Genomic DNA, 19,174 nt, shown 5'->3' with positions numbered 1-19,174 from the left:
TGTTGTCGGGATATCGCCAGTCTAGGTAGGCACGTTATGCTATTTCAATATATGATGTTTTTACCGAATTCTATGACTTCGAATCATGCCTGACGTCAATATCCATTCCCTCAAGGCGCTCGCCATCTTCAAGACCCTGTTCGAGGCCGGCAGCGCCTCCCAGGCGGCGCGGACTCTGGGCATCACCCAGTCCGGCGTCAGCCGCTCGCTGTCGCAGCTGGAGCAGAATCTGGGGCTCTCGCTGTTCCTGCGCGAGAAGAACCGGCTGGTGGCCACGCCCGAGGCGCGGGAGCTATACGAGGAGATCCTGCGGCTGATGGGCAATATCGAGGAGCTGCGCCACAGCGTGCTGGCGCTCAAGGAGTTCGGCACCTCGCGACTGCGCATCGCCGCCATTCCGGGGCTGGCCTTCGGCTTCGTGCCGCAGCTGATCGCCACGCTGCTCGAGGACAATCGGGGCTTCAGCATCAGCTTCGACATGATGTCGAGTCACGAGGTGCTGCGGGAGGTCGAGTCCGGCCATGCCGATATCGGTTTCGTGACGCTGCCGGTGAGCTCCCGGGTGCTGCGGGTCGAGGAGTGGCTGACGACCCATGCGCGGTGTCTGGTGCCGAAGAGCCACGCGCTCGCGACGCGCCGCGAGGTGACCATCGACGATCTCCGGGACGAGTATCTGGTGATCGGCAACCAGCCCAATGTCGGGGCCGACCCGCTGCTGAATCTGGCCACGCAGCACGGCATCCACATCGCCGGCAAGACCGAGGCCAATATCGGCGCCATCAGCGCCCTGGTGGCGAACGGCGTCGGCATCAGCGTGATGAATCCGATCACCGCCGTCGACCAGCTGGCGCATCGCGACGAGGTCGTAATGCTGCCGTTCCGCCCGGAGATCGATTTCGGCTTCGGGCTGGTCTATCGCGACGACTGGAAGCAGGCGCGGGCGCTGGAGTTCATCCGGGCCAGCGGCCGGGAGCTGCTGCAGCGCTATCCGCAGTGAGGCGGGGTGCCGAGGGTGTCGCCGGGGCCGCGGCGGTGGCATGCTAGCGGTCCGGTGACGATGCGATTCCGTGCGTCGTCGTTGAACCTCTGCTTCACGATCCTGGCAGGAGCCCTCGCGACATGTTGACCTTCCACAGTGATGACACCGGCCTGCGCCGTGCCCGTACCGAACTCGACGGCGGCGAGCTGGTGACGCCCTACGAGTGCCCCGAGCGGGTGGAGCTGGTGCTCGGGCGCGTGCGCGAGGTCGGGCTCGGCGAGGTGCGCGCCCCCGAGGCGTTTGGCCTCGAGCCGGTGCTGGCGGTGCACGACCGCGGCTACGTGGACTTCATCGCGACCTGCTGGGACGACTGGCAGGCGGCGGGCAAGCGCGGTGAGGCGATCGCCTGGATGTGGCCGACCCGCACGCTGCGCGACGATCGCATTCCCGAGCACATCGACGGCCGCCTCGGCCACTATGCGATGTCCGCCGATACCGCGATCTGCGAGGGCACCTTCGAGGCCGCCCTGGCCAGCAAGGACATCGCGCTGTCGGCCGTTGCCCATACCCTGGCCAGCGGCGAGCCTTGCTTCGGGCTGTGCCGGCCGCCCGGCCACCATGCCGCCAGCGACCAGTTCGGCGGCTACTGCTTCTTCAACAACGCCGCCATCGCCGCCCAGCATGCGCTGGACAGCGGGAAACGGCGCGTAGCGGTGCTGGACGTCGACTTCCACCACGGCAACGGCACCCAGCAGATCTTCTACGAGCGCGACGACGTGCTGTTCGCCTCGCTGCATGGCGACCCGCGCACCTGCTTCCCCTACTTCCTGGGCCACGCCGATGAAACCGGCCGCGGGCGAGGGGAGGGCTTCAACCTCAACTATCCGATGGCGCCGGGAACGGGCTTCGAGGCCTGGTCCCGGGCGCTCGACGATGCCCTGGTGCGCATTCGCCAGGCCGGCTGCGAGCTGCTGGTGGTCTCGCTCGGCGTCGACGCCTTCGAGCACGACCCCATCAGCGCCTTCAAGCTGACCAGCGACGACTTCACCGAACTCGGTCGGCGACTGGCCGGCGCGGGACTGCCCACGACCTTCCTGCTCGAGGGCGGCTACGCGGTCAAGGAAATCGGCATCAACGCCGTCAACGTGCTGACCGGCTTCGACGCCGCCCGTTAACACGCCCATCACAAGGAACGATCCATGGCACGCATCTACGACGACAATTCCCGCTCGATCGGCAATACCCCGCTGGTCCGTCTCAACCGGGTCAGCGAAGGGGCCACGATCTGGGCCAAGATCGAGGGCCGCAACCCGGCCTACTCGGTGAAGTGCCGCATCGGTGCGGCGATGATCTGGGACGCCGAAGAGCGCGGCGTGCTCAAGCCCGGGATGAGCATCGTCGAGCCCACCAGCGGCAACACCGGCATCGCGCTGGCCTTCGTCGCCGCGGCCCGCGGCTATCCGCTGGTGCTGACCATGCCGGCCTCCATGAGCCTCGAGCGGCGCAAGGTGCTCAAGGCGCTGGGCGCCGAGCTGATACTGACCGAGCCCGCCAAGGGCATGGCCGGCGCCATCGCCAAGGCCAAGGAGCTGGCCGAGGCCGAGCCGGAGACCTACTTCCTGCCGCAGCAGTTCGAGAATCCGGCCAACCCGCGTATCCACGAGACCACCACCGGTCCCGAGATCTGGAACGACACCGATGGCGAAGTGGACGTCTTCGTCGCCGGCGTGGGCACCGGCGGCACCCTGAGCGGCGTTTCGCGCTACATCAAGCAGACCCAGGGCAAGGCCATCACCAGCGTGGCGGTGGAGCCGGTCGACTCGCCGGTGATCGCCCAGACCCGCGACGGCCAGGCACCGACCCCCGCGCCGCACAAGATCCAGGGCATCGGCGCCGGCTTCGTGCCCGCCAACCTCGATCTGTCGCTGGTCGACCGGGTCGAGGCCGTGGGCAACGACGAGGCCATGGAGATGGCGCATCGGCTGATGCAGGAAGAAGGCATCCTGTGCGGCATCTCCTGCGGCGCCGCCGTGGCCGCCGCGGTGCGCATCGGGCGCGACCCGGCCTTCGCGGGCAAGAACATCGTCGTGATCCTGCCGGACAGCGCCGAGCGCTATCTCTCCTCGCCGCTGTTCGCCGGCCACTTCGGCGAGCTGGAAAACCAGCCGTAAGTCGCGTTTCCAGCCCCATTCCCGGCCTCAGTCCCGGCGGCCGCCCGGCCGCCGGGATCGCTCTCGCACTCCGGCGCCGCCGCGGCGCTCCCTACGCCTGCGGCGGCGGCAGGCTGGGCACCAGGTCCACCACCCCGAACGTCTCCATCCCGATCCATGCCAGGAAGCCGACGTAGAGCGCCAGCAGTACCGCGCATTCGAGCTTCGTCAGCACCATGCCGGTGCGCATCATCAAAAACAGCGCCACCGTGGCGGCGGTGAGCACCGCCATCATCGGCGCGGCGATGGAAAAGTTGACCATGGCGGTGCCGGCGATCAGCACCCCGGCGGGGATGCACACCAGCAGGTCGAAGGTGTTGCTGCCCAGCACGTTGGCGATGCCGGTGACGCCGCGACCCTGGCGGGCGGCGCGGATCGAGACGAAGGCATCGGGGATCGAGGTGCCGGCGGCGACCACGGTGATGCCCCACAGGAAGCTCGGGGTGTCGAAGATCTCGCCGAACTGGATCGCCGCGCGCACCAGCCCTTCCACGCCGATCACGATCACCGCCAGCGACAGCCCCAGCCGGGCCCATTCGCGACCCGGATGTACGTCGCCGACCGCGGCCTCGCCCTCGTGGTCGAGCGTGTCCTGATACTGCACGAACAGGTAGAGCCCGTAGAGGGCCACCGGCATCAGCGCCAGGCCGCGGGTCAGCTCGCCGCTGATGGCGCCGCCTGCCGCCTCGGCGGGATGATAGATGGCGGCGAAGGCGAAGGTCAGGGTCAGCACCGCCACCGCGATCATGTAGAACTGGGCCTCCTTGTAGACCAGGTCGCGGTTGGCCTTCAGCGGGTGAGGGCTGGCCAGGCCGGAGACGGCGGGGATCACCAGGATGTTGAACAGCGCCGAGCCGACGATCGCCGCCACGCCGAGCTCGAACTCGCCGTGCACCAGGGTCGAGATCACCGTGGTGGAGAGTTCCGGGAAGCTCGAGCCCACGGCCACCACGATGGCGCCCTGGACGATGTCCGGCAGGCGGTAGTGGGCCGCCAGCCGCTCGCTGCTGGTTTCCAGCAGGCCGCTGCCGCGCCAGACGATGGCGGTGGCCACCACGGCCACGAGGCTCCAGATCAGGATGGCGAGCATGACGGTCGTCCCTTCCGTGAATGACGAGCGTCCAGCCTAACAGCCCCCGACTGTCGATCGCATATTGGTGGCCTCTGATATTGATGTCGTCTTCTCCGACCGGCAGGATGGCGCCTTTCCGACATGGAGGGGTGCATGCAACGTCTTGTCTTGGCAGGTTTTCTTACACTGGCTCTGGCCGTTTTTCCGGGCCTGGCCGGCGCCGCGGTGATCGGCAGCTGGAACCTCGAACATCTGGGCTGGAACAACGACAAACGGCTCGATCTGGTGGCCCGGGTGGCCGGGCGCTTCGACCTGCTGGCGGTGCAGGAGTTGATGGACGGCGAGGCGCTGGCGCGGCTGGAGCGCGAGCTCGAGGCCGTGTCCGGCGAGGACTGGTCGTCGATGGCCAGCCACGCGGTGGGGCGCAGCCGCTACCGGGAGCACTACGGCTTCCTGTGGCGCGAGTCGCGCGTCGCATCGCTTGGCGGCGGCGCGCTTTTCATCGACAGCCGCGACGTCTTCGCCCGCGAGCCCTTCTCGGCGACGTTCCGCGATCGAGAGAGCGGCGACACCTTCGTCGCCGCCACGATGCACGTGGTCTACGGTGACGGTCTCGCCGATCGTCGGCCCGAGGTCGAGGCCCTGGCCGACTACTGGCAATGGCTCGACGAGGCCTATCCCGACACCCCACGGCTGCTGATGGGCGACTTCAACCTGGCGCCGGACGATCCCGCCTGGGCGCCGCTCAGGGCCCTCGGCGCGGTGCCGGCGCTGAACGGCGAGCCCACCACCCTCGGCACCACGGCGGGGCGCTACGCCAGCCCCTACGACAACATCTGGTATCGTCCCGATCGGCTGAGCCCCTCGATGCTCGGCATGCTGCGCTATCCGTCGCTGACCGGGCTCGAGCACGGCGAGGCCCGCGAGCACGTCTCCGATCACGCGCCGGTCTATCTGGCGCTGCATCAGGGCGAGCTGGCATCGCTGCCGCCCGGCGCCGGCGTGGTTGCCGATGCCGGCGACGCCTCTCTCGGCGCGACGGCCGGCTGCATCGATCTCAACGCCAGCCCGCGCGCCGCACTCGAGAGCCTGCCGCATATCGGCCCGGCCCGCGCCGAGGCCATCGTGGCCGGTCGGCCCTGGGCAGGCAGCGGCGAGCTCACGCGCATCGACGGCATCGCCGCCGGGCGCCTCGCCGACATCCGCGCCAGCGACCGGCTGTGCGGCGGCTGACCCGCTCCGGCCCACGCTTTGCGCCCGGCAGGGATCGAGTGGTTTGCTACGAAAGAAACGAGCTGGCCGTGCCGCTGCTTGAAACGAAAAGACGCTCGATGGCGCGTGTTGCTGCCACATGAAGCAGGGCCCGTTCGTTGAGTTCGCGATGGCGCCGCTCCACCGGATCTTCGGTTCGGCCTGTGTGCTTCGCGGGAATCACTCCGTCGTTGACGCAGGCAATGTGCATCTCGCGGAACTCTAGCCCTTTGACGCGGTGAAGGGTGGCAAGGCGAACGCCTTCCTGCTCGGGGTCATCCGGCTTGTCGCGCGACACCGCCCGGGTGGGGATGTCGCGCGCCTGCAGCGCCTGATGGATGTCGCCCAGCAGTTTCTGCGTACGAGCGGTGACGCAGCAATCAGCGCCGCGACTCTCGACGGCCTCCTCGTCATGGGCGGCCAGATGCGCTTTCAGATGTTCGGCCAGGGCGTCCATCTCGGCCTCGAAGTCCGCGTAGTGCGTCACTTCCGGCATATCGCCCTGCAACAGCGAGCGATAGTCCTGCTGCCCGTCGCTGCCCTCATCCAGGTCGTCGATGGCCAGGCCTTCCAGCAGGGCCACGGCAAAGCGCCGCGTTTGTTCGGTGGTGCGGTAGTTGATGCGCAGTTTCTTGCCGCGTCCGCGAATATTGATGCCGCACTTCGAGAGCGAGGCCCGTCGGCCATATATGCGCTGGTGACCGTCGCCCACGATGAAGAGATCATCCCGGGCCTCCGGCACCAGGTGTCGCAGCAGCTTCAGCGTTTCGGCACCGAAATCCTGCGCTTCATCGACGATGACGTGTGACCAGTCCGACGTCAGGTCGCCATTCTCGATCATGTCGATCGCCTCGAATACGCCATCCTCGAACGGGCGCAGGCGCGCATGGCTGAGCTGAGCGCGCATTTCCTCAAAGACGGGCCATATGGCGGCACGCTGTCGGCGGTTGAGTGCCACGCCGCGCCCGGCGCGGGAGGCACGAAAGTAATCCTGGCGGGTCACGACATGCTGGGGCAGCACCACCTGCTGGAATTCCTCCTCATAGAAGGAAGTCGGCAGGTCAGGGTCGCTGGAGCGGGATTGCATGGCGCGCTTCCAGGCCTCCTGGTAGCCCTTGTCTGAGGGGTAGACCAACCGAGGGGCGCCGTCGCGGGCGACGAGACGCGATACCAGACGATTGATGTTGACGACCTCGATACGTGCCATCTCGTCGTCATGGCAAAGCTCGCGCAATTGGTGCTCGATGTCCGTCGCCAGATTGCGGGTAAAGGTCGTGACCAGAATGCGGCTCAGTCCGTCGTCGGCCATGTCATCGATCAGTCGCCGTGCCAGCCAACGGGCGCGATGCATGGCCACCACGGTCTTGCCGGTGCCGGCACCACCCAGCACTCGCACGGCACCGTTCCAGTGGCGTTCCACCAGCTGGCGCTGGCTGGGATGCAGGAAGACACGCCAGTGCGAGAGCGGAGCCTGCAGCATGTGCTCCAGCTCCTGCTCTTCCTCGACCACGCGGAAACGCCGCTGACTGTCCGGGCGTTGCAGCGCGGCAGCGAAGTCCTGGCGGTCGACCGGATCATGAGTATCCGACACCCCATAGGTTTCCAGCACCTCTTGTAGTGGCTCGCCCTGGGCAAGAAACATCAGGGCCTCCTGAGCCTCAGCGGGCAGGCGCGGGGCCAGTGCCTCGAGCGCCGACAGTGTCGTCACCTGTTGCACGTCCGTGATCAGCGACTCCGGCACGCCCAGTCGCAAGAGTTCGTGATCCCTGGCCTGGCAAAGCGGCGTCGTCTCGTCGACTTCCAATGTCTCCTGTTGAGCGGCCGGTGCTTCCCCGGGCTCTTCCGCCGCCTTTTCGGTGGCCGAGGAAAGGATCTGCAGGCTGCCGGTCTGCGGGTGGATATCGATCTTGTGGCGGGAGGCCCAGGCGTAGGCTTCATCGTGCTTGTCGACCCACAGCAGCACATAGACATTACCCTGTTCCGGCTTGAGCACGATGGCCCGATATTCGACATCGACACGGATCGAACGCAGATTGGGATCGGGGGTGGTCAGGGTCTCGTAATTGAGGCCGGGCGAACGTGGGTTCTCGCGAAACTTGGTGACCATGTTCATCACCTTGCCCTGCTTGCGACGTGGGATCTGCGCGTATGCCTCGAGGAATTCCTGGGAAATCGCGACGGTGATCTCGCTCATGGCTCACTCCTTGTCTCAGTGCTCAACCAGCCGATCAGTGTCTCGATGGTGGCGTTGTCATGTGTCGTGACCAGTCGCCAGTCAGACAGTGCGGACTGCCAGTCGGCGGGCAGGTCGTCCTCCAATGCTACTGCGACTTTCGCGGACTCCCAGGCCAGCTCCAAGGTGATCGAGGCTTCACCGGATGCATCCAGCACATCCAGCCCCGGCGTTGGTACCGGCAAACCTCGTTGCGCCAGGCTGGTCAGCCATTCGCGTGGCAGCAGCGTCAGCTCCTGGTCAATCAACGCCTGCCACTCGGCCGTGGCCGCTGTGCTGTTCTGGGAGGTCGACGACTCGTCCTGCGACCCCTTGATAGCCGTCTTCAGCGCCGTGCATTCGGCCACCGTATCGCTGACGACCTGGCGGGCCACGCCCTGAACCGAGCACATGGAAAAGCGTGGCGCGAATTGCAGCAAATTGGCGGCATGCCAGAAGGCCCGCCAGCGGGCTTCGCCCTCGGTATTATCGGGCAGGTGGCGGTCATCCAGGCTCAAGTGAAAATGCAGCTCAACGGGCAGTCGATTAGCGTTTTGCAGGGCATCAAAGGGAATGCTCAAGGTGATTTCGCTGCTGGCCGGGGCGTTGGCATCTTCGCTGTTGCCGAGCGCATTCATGACGCCGCCGAGCAGGATGGTAGCGGACTCCGGCAGTAGCGCATGTCGCACCGCGACCGGGGCGTTTTCGGCCAGTTCTAGGTCGATACTCTGGCGCAACCCGGGGTCTTGAAGCGTGCGCTGATCCAGCCAGTGGAAGGCCTGGCCGAGAGCCGCTTGGGCCAGACGCTGCGCTGTATCGAGGGGATCGCGCAGATAGGCCAGCAGCCAGTTCAGAGAGCTTTCCTTGAGATCTTCCAAGCCAGCATGACGGCTGGTGGTGCCGAGCTTTTCAGCAGTCTTCGGATAGAAATTCCCCAGGTGACCGGTTGGCTGGCGTTGCCAGAGTGGTAAATCCAGATCGGTGCCTTCCAGATCACGCCAGCCCAGCGTCCAGACATGAAAACGTCCCGATGCCAGTACCGCCTGGCGCTTGGCCGTATCGTCATCCAACTGGTCGTGGTGATACTGGAAGCCATCCAGATAGAGCGCCACCGGACGGGCCTGTTGCTGGCTGTCGCTGGCGGGCCATAGCACGAAGTCCGGCCGCGTGTCCCGCGTGACGCCGTCGGCCGCTCCCAGGTTGCGCTGGGGCTCCACAAGCCAGCTGGCCAGCCGTGGTGTCCCATCTTCGCGTCGCCCGGTTTCCAGCGTCAGGCGCCACCCCGGGGTTCCCTCGTACAGCTCCGGGAGGAGGCGGATACCGGTTTCCCGATTGGCAAGAGCATCGATGAAGCGTTGTTCCAGCTCGCTTTCCACCAGGGCGTTGAGGTCGACATGATCCAGGCCATCAATGGCGATCAGCGCATCACGCCGGCTCAGAATCCGCTCCAGCAATTCCATGGCCCGCCGTCGAGAGATATGTACCATGTGGCGGCTTTCGCGGTAGGCAAGCAGGCAGCGATAACAGCCATCGAGCTGTTCATCGTGCTGGCAGTCACACCCATCAAGATGTTCGAAGGCGGTCTGCAACATTGCCAGCAGGGTATCCGGGGATTGCATCAGTTCCTTCAGGTAGCCGGTGCCCCCCGGCACACTGTCATGGAGCACCAGGTAATGGCGAGAGGGCGCGCTACCCTGGCTCGGCGTCTGCTGCTCGGAGACCTTCAGGTGGTCCACATTGCCATGGAAGTGCTGCTTCAGCCCCAGGTGCAGGGCCGCAATCAGTGAGTGGCGCGCCGTATCGGACATGGCAATATCCGAAAGCGGCAATAGCAGGCGCAAGGCCTCAGAGGACAGCTCGCGATACAGGAACAAGCTGTCCAGAAAATCCTCTTCCTGTTCGACGGCACCGCGCTGTGCCAGTTTGCAGAAGCGCTGATGCCGTTCATTGGCCTTCATCTTCGGTCGCTGCACCTTGCCGCAGTGCTTGCAGACACGAAAGCCGGCTCGCGGGCGCTCCTCGCCGGCCACCTTGAATGACGGTGCCTTGTCGTCATGACGGCCGAAGTTGATCTCGCGAAAGCGCGCCTGGGGAATATACTCGAAGCCGAACGGGCACTCCGGGTCATCGATGCGATAGGCAAAGCGCGCGCTGTTGGGCGCGATATCCGTCAGCAACTGGCGAACATGAAAGGATGGCTCGCGCTGCTCGCTGTCATCACCGATTCGGCTGTCGCGATCGCGTACCGTGGCGGTCACCTCTCGCAGCCTGAGGAGCTGCTGCTTCTGGGCACCATCCGCCCACTGCGGGCTGCCGCATCGCGGGCAGGCACCATGCCGGTCGCCCTGGTCGATCTGCTCGCTGAAGTGGCAGTGGTTGCATAGCCGCCAGGTTTCCACATCGCTCAGGCGCATGTTGACCTGGTCGATCTTCAAGGCCCGGCCAACGGCATAGAAGGTGTTATCCGGCGCCAGCTCGACCAGCGCATTCTGGGCAGGGCGTTGAAAGTCGTAACTCACCACCTCATAGGACTTCGCGGTCTTGTCGTTCCCGACAGGCCGAGCATCGCTTCCGGAAGCACTGGTGTCGTGCTGCGCCTGGCGAACCGAACGGATCACCACGCCATTGAGGGTAACGCCTTCTTCCGGGAAGGCGTAGTTGGGCAGCAGCCCCTCATCGGTGAAGAAATTGAGGGTGTGCTGGGCGTCGAGGCGCTTCGCCATCTCCTGCAGGGCCCGCTTCTCGCTCTCCACGGCCTCGATCGCTTCACGGATGGCTTCATCCTCGGGCTGCTGGCGCAAGCGCTCGAGCTGCTTGTTGTGTGCCCGGATGGTATCGCGCCAGCTCTGGCGTTGACGGGCCTTTTCGTGAAGCCGGTTGTTGATGCGGTAGCGCAGGCTGCCTTTGATGCTTGCGTCATCGCTGAAGTAGTCATGCAGGTGGCGGCGGGCCTCATCATCCAGGGCCGGGAAGAGCGCGCAAAACTGCTCGAACAGCCAGTGCTGATGGCGATCGATGAAGGTCAGCAGGCTGTGTGGAAAGCCCGTCTTGTCGCCGCGGCGCATGTTGTCGAGCACCACCGAAAGGCGGGTGGGCAGCATGCTCTCGTCCAGGGTGTTGTCACGCGCGGCCTCGGCTACCCAGTGATCGAAGGCGAAAGCCATCAACTGGCGCTCCAGCACCGCCGTGGCCCGCAGAAATACCCCTGGCGGCTGCACGCTGCCTGCCATCATTTCCTTGGGCTCGGCGTAAAAGTACAGATCATGAGGCGCGGCATTGGCGATGGTGACATTCAGCGCATTGCCGTCGCGGCGGCCGGCCCGGCCGATGCGTTGCAGATAATTGGCCTGGGAAGGCGGTGTCGAGCACAGCAGCACCGACGACAGGTTGCCGATATCGATGCCCATCTCCAGCGTCGGCGTGGCCGAAAGCAGATTGATATCCCAGGGCCGCTGGCCGCTGATGAAGGAGCGCTCGACCTGGGCGCGTTCGTCGCTGTACAGCAGGCCGGTATGCTCGTGGCTGACCAGTCGCGTGGGTGAATTCTTGGAGGCCGGCAGTGCCCACTTGAATGCCTTGGCCCGGCCCAGCTCGCCGGCACACTGGGGTTGCAGGCAGGCCATGCCTTCCCAGTGCTCGGACTGTTCATGAGCCACCTGGGATCGCTGGCCACAGACATTGCAGCGCATGGGCAGCGGCTGGGTCACGGCATGCCAGTGTGGGCGTTCCAGCCCCCAGATGGAGCGTCCTTGGGGCGTTGCGACCACTCTCAACAGTCCGATGCGCTCCAGTGTCCGCAGGGTCAGCTGATAGGCTTGGGCCACGTCATGGGTCAGCACCTGGTCGGCGTCCAGTTGTTTGAGAAACCAGCTCTTGTACCAGTGGCCCCCACCGCGCTGCTGGCCGCCGATGCTGTCGAAGTTCTTCGAGACCGAGTCCTGGGTCAAAAAGGCCGGCGGGGCGGATCGGGGGCCGTAATTGGGCAGCCAGGGTGTGTTGCGAAAGATAAAGGTGTTGCCGCCATTGCGTACATAGCCTTCCACTTCCGGGTGCGCAAAGGCGCCGCGGGTGCGCATGCGATGCAGCACGCCAAGCAAAAAGCGTGTTGTCTGCTCGCGGCTGACCTCACCGATGCCCGGCAGCTCCTGGGCCCAGTCGTTGGCCAGCCGCTCGGCGGCGGCTTCCAGCAGGGGCGTATCTACGCTGAGGGTGACGCGCCCCTGGCGCTCCAGGGTACGGCCGATCTGGCTGCGCAGCCCTAGCTCGGTATGCAGTTCCCAGTCGAGCCGCCGACGCACCAGGTCGGGCAGGTCGCTGTCGGCCGGCAATGCGTCCTCACGCTGCAGATAGTCGGCATCCCGCAGCCAGGCCATATTGGGGGCCAGCCAGCGGCCCACGAAATCGGCGTCACTGCCGGCCTGGCGACGCATTGCCTCGGCAAACGCCTGGCCGAGTTGATCCAGCGGTAGCGTCTGTCCCTGGCTGGCCAGCCAGCCATTCATCGCCTGACGCAGCGCCTGCCGCCAGGTTCGTGCTTCGAAGAAGCCGGCGCGGTGAGCGGCGTCCTGCACGCTATCGGAGAAGGCGATGGCCTTGCGGTCATCGTTATAGGGAGACTGGTACAGCCGAGCCAGAAGGGTGCTGGAGAGTGAGGCGGCACGAAAACCCAGGATCGACAGGCCACCGTGGGAGTGGCAGTACGGGCAGTGGTCGGTCTTGCTGACCAGCTTATCCTGTTCCCGCTCCTGCAATACCGGCTGCCAGACCCGCAGCAGCGTACCGGCGCCGCAGGTCGGGCAGTTGCCTTGGGCATCGCCATGGGTCAGCGCCCGGCAACTCGAACAGAGCTGCTTGACCTGACCTTCTCGCTGCGCTGGCGGTGCCGAATCCGCCAGCGGATATAGCAGACAGACATTGGGCCCTCTCTGGAAATACTCGCGATAGAAGGCCGCCAGATCGTTCTTGATGTGGGGGCTGTCTTCGGCCTTCAGGATCCCCCAGGCCGCGTTATGGCAGTCCCGGCAATGCACCAGTGGCAGGTGGAGTGACTGGCCGTCCGTTTCCGTCTGGCCGGGGGCCGGGCGGCCCTGGGGATCGTCATCGGCAAAGCGCAGCTCGGGAGTATCGCCCACACTGGCCACCATGCGCGACAGCTCGCGCAGCCAGAGTTGCAGCCGTACCGTCAGCAGCGGGGCCAGCAGCGGCTCGTCATCCTCGCGCGGCACGGCCTCGCGGGCCGCCGAGATCAGCGCCAACAGGCTGTAAAGCACCACATGCGGTTCACCGCTCCATTGGCGTTCGCGCTTCCAGCGCTTCAGCAAAGCGCCCAGATCGGTGACACCCTGGCTCTCACGCAACAGGTGATGAAATGCCTCGTGGCGCTTGAGGTCTCGGCCCAGTGCGACCAGGGCCCGTGAATGCGACGGGTGCTCGGCATCGCGCAGGGCATGCACGTCGGTTTCGACCGGGACGCTACCCTCGATGAACCACTGCTCGAAGGCGGCCGCCAGAAAGGTGGAAGGCTGCTCGAAGCGTTGCGGATCCAACTGCCGACGTGCCGCGATATCCGCTGGCCAATGGTGGAAGGCCAGGTCGCCATGCTTCGCCTGTGCATGTTCGAGATACTCGGTGGCGGACAGCCGATCCTCCAGTACCAGGCTCTCATCACCAAAATCCGTGGCGAAGATCTCCTCTGCATAACGCATCAGCTGCTCCGAGGCCGAGGCGTCGCCGATGGTTGCCGAGGTGCCCACACAGGCCATTTCATCGCCGATCGACAGGCGGTCACGCAGGCGCCGGATCAGGCAGGCCAGATCGGTGCCCTGGGCACCATCGAAGGTATGCAGCTCATCCACCACCAGATAGCGGAGCATGCCCGGCGTGTTGAAACGCCACAGGGCCTGGTCCTTGGGCCGCATGAGCAGGAAATCGAGCATCTTGTAGTTGGTCAGCAGGATATCCGGCGGGTTATCGCGCAGCGTCTCCTTATCGGTGATCACGCTATCGACGGACATCGACCGGCTGGGAGACTCCACCTCATCGCCGGTGAACAGGCCCACGGTGATCCGGGTATCCAGCTCACTGACCAGTCTGGCCATGCGCCGGGCCTGATCCGTCGCCAGGGCATTCATCGGGTAGATGATCAACGCCTTGATACCGCGTTTCTCGGTGATGGACGGGTCGGCCCGGAACGCACAGCAATGTTCAAGAATCGGTAGCAGGAAGCACTCCGTCTTGCCCGAACCGGTGCCCGTGGCTACCAGTGTGGATTGCTTCACCTTGCCACTAAGCCGCTGAAAGGCCTGCTGCTGGTGGCGAAAGGGTGGAAACCCCGGATCGATATGCTGAAAAGGCGGCGATTGATCATCGCGGCGAAAGGGCAGACCCAACGACAGATAAGGGCCCTTCAGCAACTTGCCGGAAGTATCCAGGAAGCGGTCGATCAGTGCCGTCTCGCCTTGTGCCCCCTCACCGCGAAAGCTTGGCGTGGAGATCGGAAAGGCCGCACGCAGGTAGTCGTGCAGGCTCAGCTGCAGTTCATGGGCGACGAGGCTTGGTAGCATATGGACTCCTTGGGCACTCCTTTGCTCAGGTGCAAGATGCTAAGAAAATTTACAGGAAAAAGGTAGCCTTCCTGTCGAGGACGGATAAAACCTCAGAGTGATATGCCGGGGTTTCGTCGTTTTTGGGATTGATGAATCTATCATGCGCTTATGGGTATGCTTTTCTCCTGAGTTCAAGGTTAGGGATTGTTCAGAACCCACATGGCGGAGACGGGATCAAATCGTTCCGGAAGCAGGCTTGTCCTGGAATGATGGGACATTCGCCAGGAGCAATGCTTTTTCAGTCTCTCATAGGTCTGTTTCGCCATCTCCATATCCCGAGGCTCGTAAGCCTCATCTGTTGCCTCATCAAGTAGCCACTCCTGGATGGAAGGGGGGTTGAGTTTGATATCTTTTCCGTCATCGAGAAAGATCGAGAACTCTTCGCTCATCCGCCTTCCTGCCTCGTTTTGCCAGCGCAGCATAGTGGCCAGGATTGCACCCTGAGCCTGGGTGGTATTCATGCTTGTCATGGCATGTTTTCCACCGAAGTCAGTGTCTAATGCCATTTCAATCAGTGCTTTGAAGAAAGCGCTACCATAACTGATGAGCTCAAGGTCATCTCGGTCTCGGGATAGCGGCCTGTTAAAGGTAATGGAAATCACTGATCGAGACATGTGAAGCCTGTTCTTGATCCATTGAGGGAGTCTAAGCCTCCAGGCCGCTCCTCTCAGATAGTGGTAATCTACTTCGATTTCCAAGAGGCGACACATTCCTGATACAAATGACTTCAAGTGATCATTGGTCACTACGATTTGTTGGCTGAAGGCGTTTGCATCAAAGCTTGAAACATGCTCGAAGAGGTCGCGTTGAAGGCTGGCAGCATTGCGGGCACGCTCGAGTGCTTCCTCAATCCGCTCTTGAGTTCGCTGAATATTCTGCTGGCGCGAGTTGTTGATAATGTCTTCCAGGTTGGCGATGTCAGAGATTTCACCAAGTATGTCGTCCTTGAGACCCTCGTTGAACTCATCACCCTGAACCTGAGCCATGTCCTCCACTACTTGATGAAGGCGTTCATACATGATTGTTATGATGTCATCATCCAGGGAGCCTTTGGAGTTGATGTTAAGAACCGTGACAGGCTCTTTCTGCCCATAGCGATAGAGGCGACCTATCCGCTGTACAAGCCGCATCGGATTCCAGGGAAGGTCGTAGTTGATCATGATGTGGCAGTTGTGATGAAGGTTTATTCCTTCGCCTCCTGCTTCGGTAGAGATGAGGAACTGTCCGAGATTCTGGAAGGAGTGTATCGCTTCTGACCGTTCGTCCAGTGACATGCCGCCATGGATAAGTTGAACTGTGTCAGGGCCAAATTTTTCCCTGAGGGCTGTTTTCAAGTATTTTTGAGTGGCACGATATTCAGTGAATATCAGGATGCGTTCTCCGGGAGAGTTGTTAAGTATTTTGTGGATAATGGTGTCCATGAGGCTATTCAGTTTCAGGTCTTTTTCCTTGAGCCTTTCAGCAGACGAGATGAGCTCTTCCAGAAGTTCTCTTTCGCCTGAAAAGAATTCCTCTTCGTTGCCTGGTAGAAGTGCAACTTGTGCTTCTTCTTCCTCCCCTTGATATCGGCTATCCTCTTTTTTCTGTGCAATGTCAAAGCTGTTGCCCTTTTCATTGTCCAGCCTGTGCAGTCGATTAATCAGAGCTTGATGGATGGCTGCGACACTGGAAGCGGCTAGCTTCCTGTATACTGTCATCACGAAGCCAATGGCATTTCCGGTTTTTCCTAGATTTTCTCCCGCGCTGTACCCTAGTTTGAGATAACTTTGCATAGACCTGTCGAAGTCATGGCTTTCCTGGCTGCTTTCGACAGTGATGGAATGCGTTTTCTTTCCACGAAATATGAAGTTTCCCTTCTTGTCAGTGACGTCTGACTTGTAATTTCTTATGACCATCTCTCCGAGAAGGCTGCGGTTGAGGTCTAGTAGGCGAAATTCTTCCTTGAGTTCAGGGCGAAGCAGTTCAAGTAAAGCAATGAACTTGTCTTGCATTCCTTGGTGGGGAGTGGCGGTGAGCAGTATCAGGTTATCCGCTTTTTCGTTTTCGCGAAGCGCGTGTAGCAGGTTGAAGCGATCCGAGGAGTCGAGTTTCATGCCGTATTGTCTTCTGGAAAGCCGGTGGGCCTCATCGACTAGCACGATATCCCAAGGGGCGGCGTGGAGCAGCATCTCCCGGTGGTGATCCTGCTTGAAAAGGTCCATGGATCCTATGACATAGTCGTGGGCGTGATCTTGCCAGTGGGACGCTTTCTGAATGACAAAATCACGCCCATAAATTCGGAAATCTCGTAAATTGAAGCGGTTTGACATCTCTTCCTGCCACTGTGTCGTCAGTCCGGAAGGTGTGATGATCAGCACACGCCGTGCTTCCTTTCTTTGGCGTAGCGCATAGATGAGCATTCCAGCTTCGATAGTCTTTCCAAGCCCTACATCATCTGCGATAAGCCAGTTGTAATTACCTGAATTTAGGATGTGGTGGACGAGGTGGATCTGATGGGGAAGGGGGTCAATATCCAGGTCAGATAACGCACCGGTATTCTGCTGCCAATTCTGAAAGAGTCGTGCAAGTATTCGAAGTCGACATCTTTCAGCAGTCGAGAAGCTATCCTGATGACCAACGAGAAATCGCTGTTTTACGCTTGGGCAGGGTTTAAGAACATACCAGGGCAGCCATCGCCTTGTCTGGCTTTCCGGGAATTCGGTCAGGTGGAGGTGGAGGTGAGATTCCAGTTTCGTTTGTACAATGATTCCTTCACCGAACTTCCTGGCTTCCCTCGACCCGGTCGCCTGGACATGCATGCCGGATTTGTAGCCGGAACGCAGTGATGATGTCTCTACCCAAAGTGGCTCCTTGCGAGACTTCAACTTCACCTGCGAACGTGGTGTATTGCCTCCGGTGACAGACTGGAGAACCCGGCAGGTCTCTTCTTCACCCGACGGTATTGTGATACTTGCTCTTGCGCCAAGGACAGGTGTTTTGGTGGGTATCGACATCTTCTGGTTCCTGCATTAATGGGTTCGCGAGATTTTTTCCATCAGATCATTAGTATCAAGGACAGCTTTTTTGTTGCCTTGTTGGTAATTATTCGAGGGGGCGCCAGTGATGCTCCGCTCATGGAGATGACTTCTGGTTATTCAGAGTCAAGATCCTGTGGTTGGCCAATCGTATCGTAGAACTCATTCTCCTGGCGATTTGTGATGTCATAAACATCATTGGGGAAGATTCCTCGATCATCTACAGGATCTTCCCAGGTCAGCTGCATGCTGGCTTCGACTTCTGGATCCGAGGAGAGGATGCTGGCATTCAGGAATGCTGAATAACTGCCATAGGCTGTTCTGAGAGTGTCGCTTGAGTACCAGACATCGAAGAGATCCAGGAGATAGGCCTCAATCTCCTCGAATAACGGAGAGCTCTCTGATGATTGGGAGAACAGGCTGATGATGCGCAGGCACTGGGCCCAGCTAATAACTCTCTGGGTAAAGCGTGACATCTTTCCTGAAGAAGTGAAGGTGACCCATAGGGAATGGTTGTTGGACCAGAATTCGCGAAGTTGGCTGGCCAGTAGGAATTCGTCCGGTGTCATGCCTCCACGGTCGGCGTAAGCCTGGAAGTGAGATAAAATTGTGCCGTAGCCGCGTGTGTCGAGCACTTCGGCCAGGGGGTGAAGATAGGAATCGCTCCAGCCATTACGACGAATGAATGCCAAGCTCTGCTGGCAAGCTCTCAGGTATGGTGAGATGGTCGTTTCCTGGCGGTTGCTTGCGGTGTCGGTGTCGGTGTCGGTGTCGGTGTCGGTGTTTTTGTTTTCGTGGAGCCTGTCGTCTAACTCCTCCAGCGAATCCTCATATATATCCGGCTCTACGATGTCGTTGTCCTCGAAGAGATCGTCCAAGAGGCTTGACGGTTCGCTTTCCTCAGGCTCGATTTCCGCCTCGTAGTGAGACATAGAGAGGGCTTCTTCGGAGTGAGCCTGCCATGAGCTACTGGGACTGGATGACTCATTGGCGTAGGGCGGGGGCTCCGGAGCTTGTGAAGGTTGTGTCTCTGTTTCCGTGGCACTCCTTTGCGTCTTATCGGGAAGGTGAAGAATAGTGCGTTTTGGGGCGCGAGCGCTGCGGCCAAGCCTAGAGGGGTTTTCGGCACCGTCCTTGTCGACATCCGTGTCGCCAAGAGCCCCATGTTCGACACTGTTATTGAGGATTTCGTCTTCATCCGAATCGGCCTCTGTATCCGGCGCCTTCTGACTCACCTCTGATGGATTCTCCTGCGTGGCGTGCTTGTAGCTCTTGTCGTTATGGCTGACACGATGAATGTCTTTCGCCGGCCGCTGCAAAGAAGGGCGAGCGGATCCTTCCCTGGCCTCTTGAGAATGAAGCACCATGGAAGCTTCATTAGTGGGTGTCTTGTGGGGAGGATGAATGCGATGACGACTATCCTGACTTTCCCCTGGCGCCGCACATGTTTCGGGTTTCCTCCGCCTGGCCTTGTCTGGCAGGTGAAGGGTGGTACGTCCAGGGGGCCGGTCCACAGGGTGGCTGTCAGGGGTAGCCCTTGTATTCAGGCCGCAGGTATCTCTGTCATGCGTACCATCGTCATCCTCGTCGATCTGATCTTCGTCAAGCATCTCGTACTCGGCACTCTCATCGAGGAGGAAAGCCTCATCTCGGTCAGCTTCTGCATCCGGAAACCGTTTGGCGGTCCCCGGCGGTGTCTCCCGCTCGGGGCGCCCGGAAATCCTGCGATTACTGGTCCCGCGATAGCTGGATTTTCTGGCTGCCCAGCGGAAGGTTTTCTTGATCGTCATCTTATCCCCTCTCCTCCATTGGAGACAGTTGGGAATGGTTT

At 61.7% G+C, this 19,174-nt stretch carries 9 protein-coding genes; 4 read left to right on the top strand and 5 right to left on the bottom strand.

From position 1 onward, the window contains the following. The first annotated feature begins 85 nt into the window (after nt 1-85). From MYL53_RS06200 to cysK, 3 genes are all read left to right on the top strand, one after another. The gene (locus MYL53_RS06200) at nt 86-997 is read left to right on the top strand and encodes a LysR family transcriptional regulator (protein ID WP_247852762.1); all 912 of its coding nucleotides are present in this window, start codon (nt 86-88) and stop codon (nt 995-997) included. A gap of 122 nt (nt 998-1,119) precedes the next feature. Continuing rightward, complete coding sequence (locus MYL53_RS06195; protein WP_247852761.1) at nt 1,120-2,154, top strand: histone deacetylase family protein; 1,035 nt, start codon at nt 1,120-1,122, stop codon at nt 2,152-2,154. 24 nt (nt 2,155-2,178) lie between these two features. Then, entirely contained in the window at nt 2,179-3,150 is a 972-nt protein-coding gene (gene cysK / locus MYL53_RS06190) for a cysteine synthase A (protein WP_247852760.1), read from the top strand. A 91-nt stretch (nt 3,151-3,241) separates the two neighbouring features. On the opposite strand, the gene MYL53_RS06185 is transcribed toward cysK, so the two are convergent. Further along, a complete protein-coding gene (locus tag MYL53_RS06185; protein ID WP_247852759.1) occupies nt 3,242-4,279 on the bottom strand; it encodes a sodium:calcium antiporter in 1,038 nt (345 codons plus the stop codon). Nucleotides 4,280-4,414: 135 nt separating this feature from the next. On the opposite strand from MYL53_RS06185, the gene MYL53_RS06180 reads away from it, so the two are divergent. Then, nucleotides 4,415-5,494, top strand: coding sequence for an endonuclease/exonuclease/phosphatase family protein (locus tag MYL53_RS06180; protein ID WP_247852758.1), 1,080 nt, complete (start codon nt 4,415-4,417; stop codon nt 5,492-5,494). 46 nt (nt 5,495-5,540) lie between these two features. On the opposite strand, the gene MYL53_RS06175 is transcribed toward MYL53_RS06180, so the two are convergent. From MYL53_RS06175 to MYL53_RS06160, 4 genes are all read right to left on the bottom strand, one after another. Continuing rightward, nucleotides 5,541-7,706 (bottom strand): UvrD-helicase domain-containing protein, encoded by a 2,166-nt coding sequence (locus MYL53_RS06175; protein WP_247852757.1) that lies wholly within the window; start codon nt 7,704-7,706, stop codon nt 5,541-5,543. Continuing rightward, nucleotides 7,703-14,287: a DEAD/DEAH box helicase gene (locus MYL53_RS06170; protein ID WP_247852756.1), complete on the bottom strand. Its 6,585-nt coding sequence runs from the start codon at nt 14,285-14,287 to the stop codon at nt 7,703-7,705. Before MYL53_RS06170 ends, MYL53_RS06175 begins: the two co-directional genes overlap by 4 nt. Nucleotides 14,288-14,466: 179 nt before the next feature. After that, entirely contained in the window at nt 14,467-17,322 is a 2,856-nt protein-coding gene (locus tag MYL53_RS06165) for a helicase-related protein (protein WP_247852755.1), read from the bottom strand. 137 nt (nt 17,323-17,459) lie between these two features. Further along, the gene (locus MYL53_RS06160; protein WP_247852754.1) at nt 17,460-19,133 is read right to left on the bottom strand and encodes a hypothetical protein; all 1,674 of its coding nucleotides are present in this window, start codon (nt 19,131-19,133) and stop codon (nt 17,460-17,462) included. Between the last annotated feature and the right edge of the window lie 41 nt (nt 19,134-19,174).

It is taken from the genome of Halomonas getboli (assembly GCF_023094245.1).
Lineage (GTDB): Bacteria > Pseudomonadota > Gammaproteobacteria > Pseudomonadales > Halomonadaceae > Halomonas > Halomonas getboli.
Note: the sequence above shows the minus strand (reverse complement) of the source record. Positions and strands in the feature narration are given on the sequence as shown.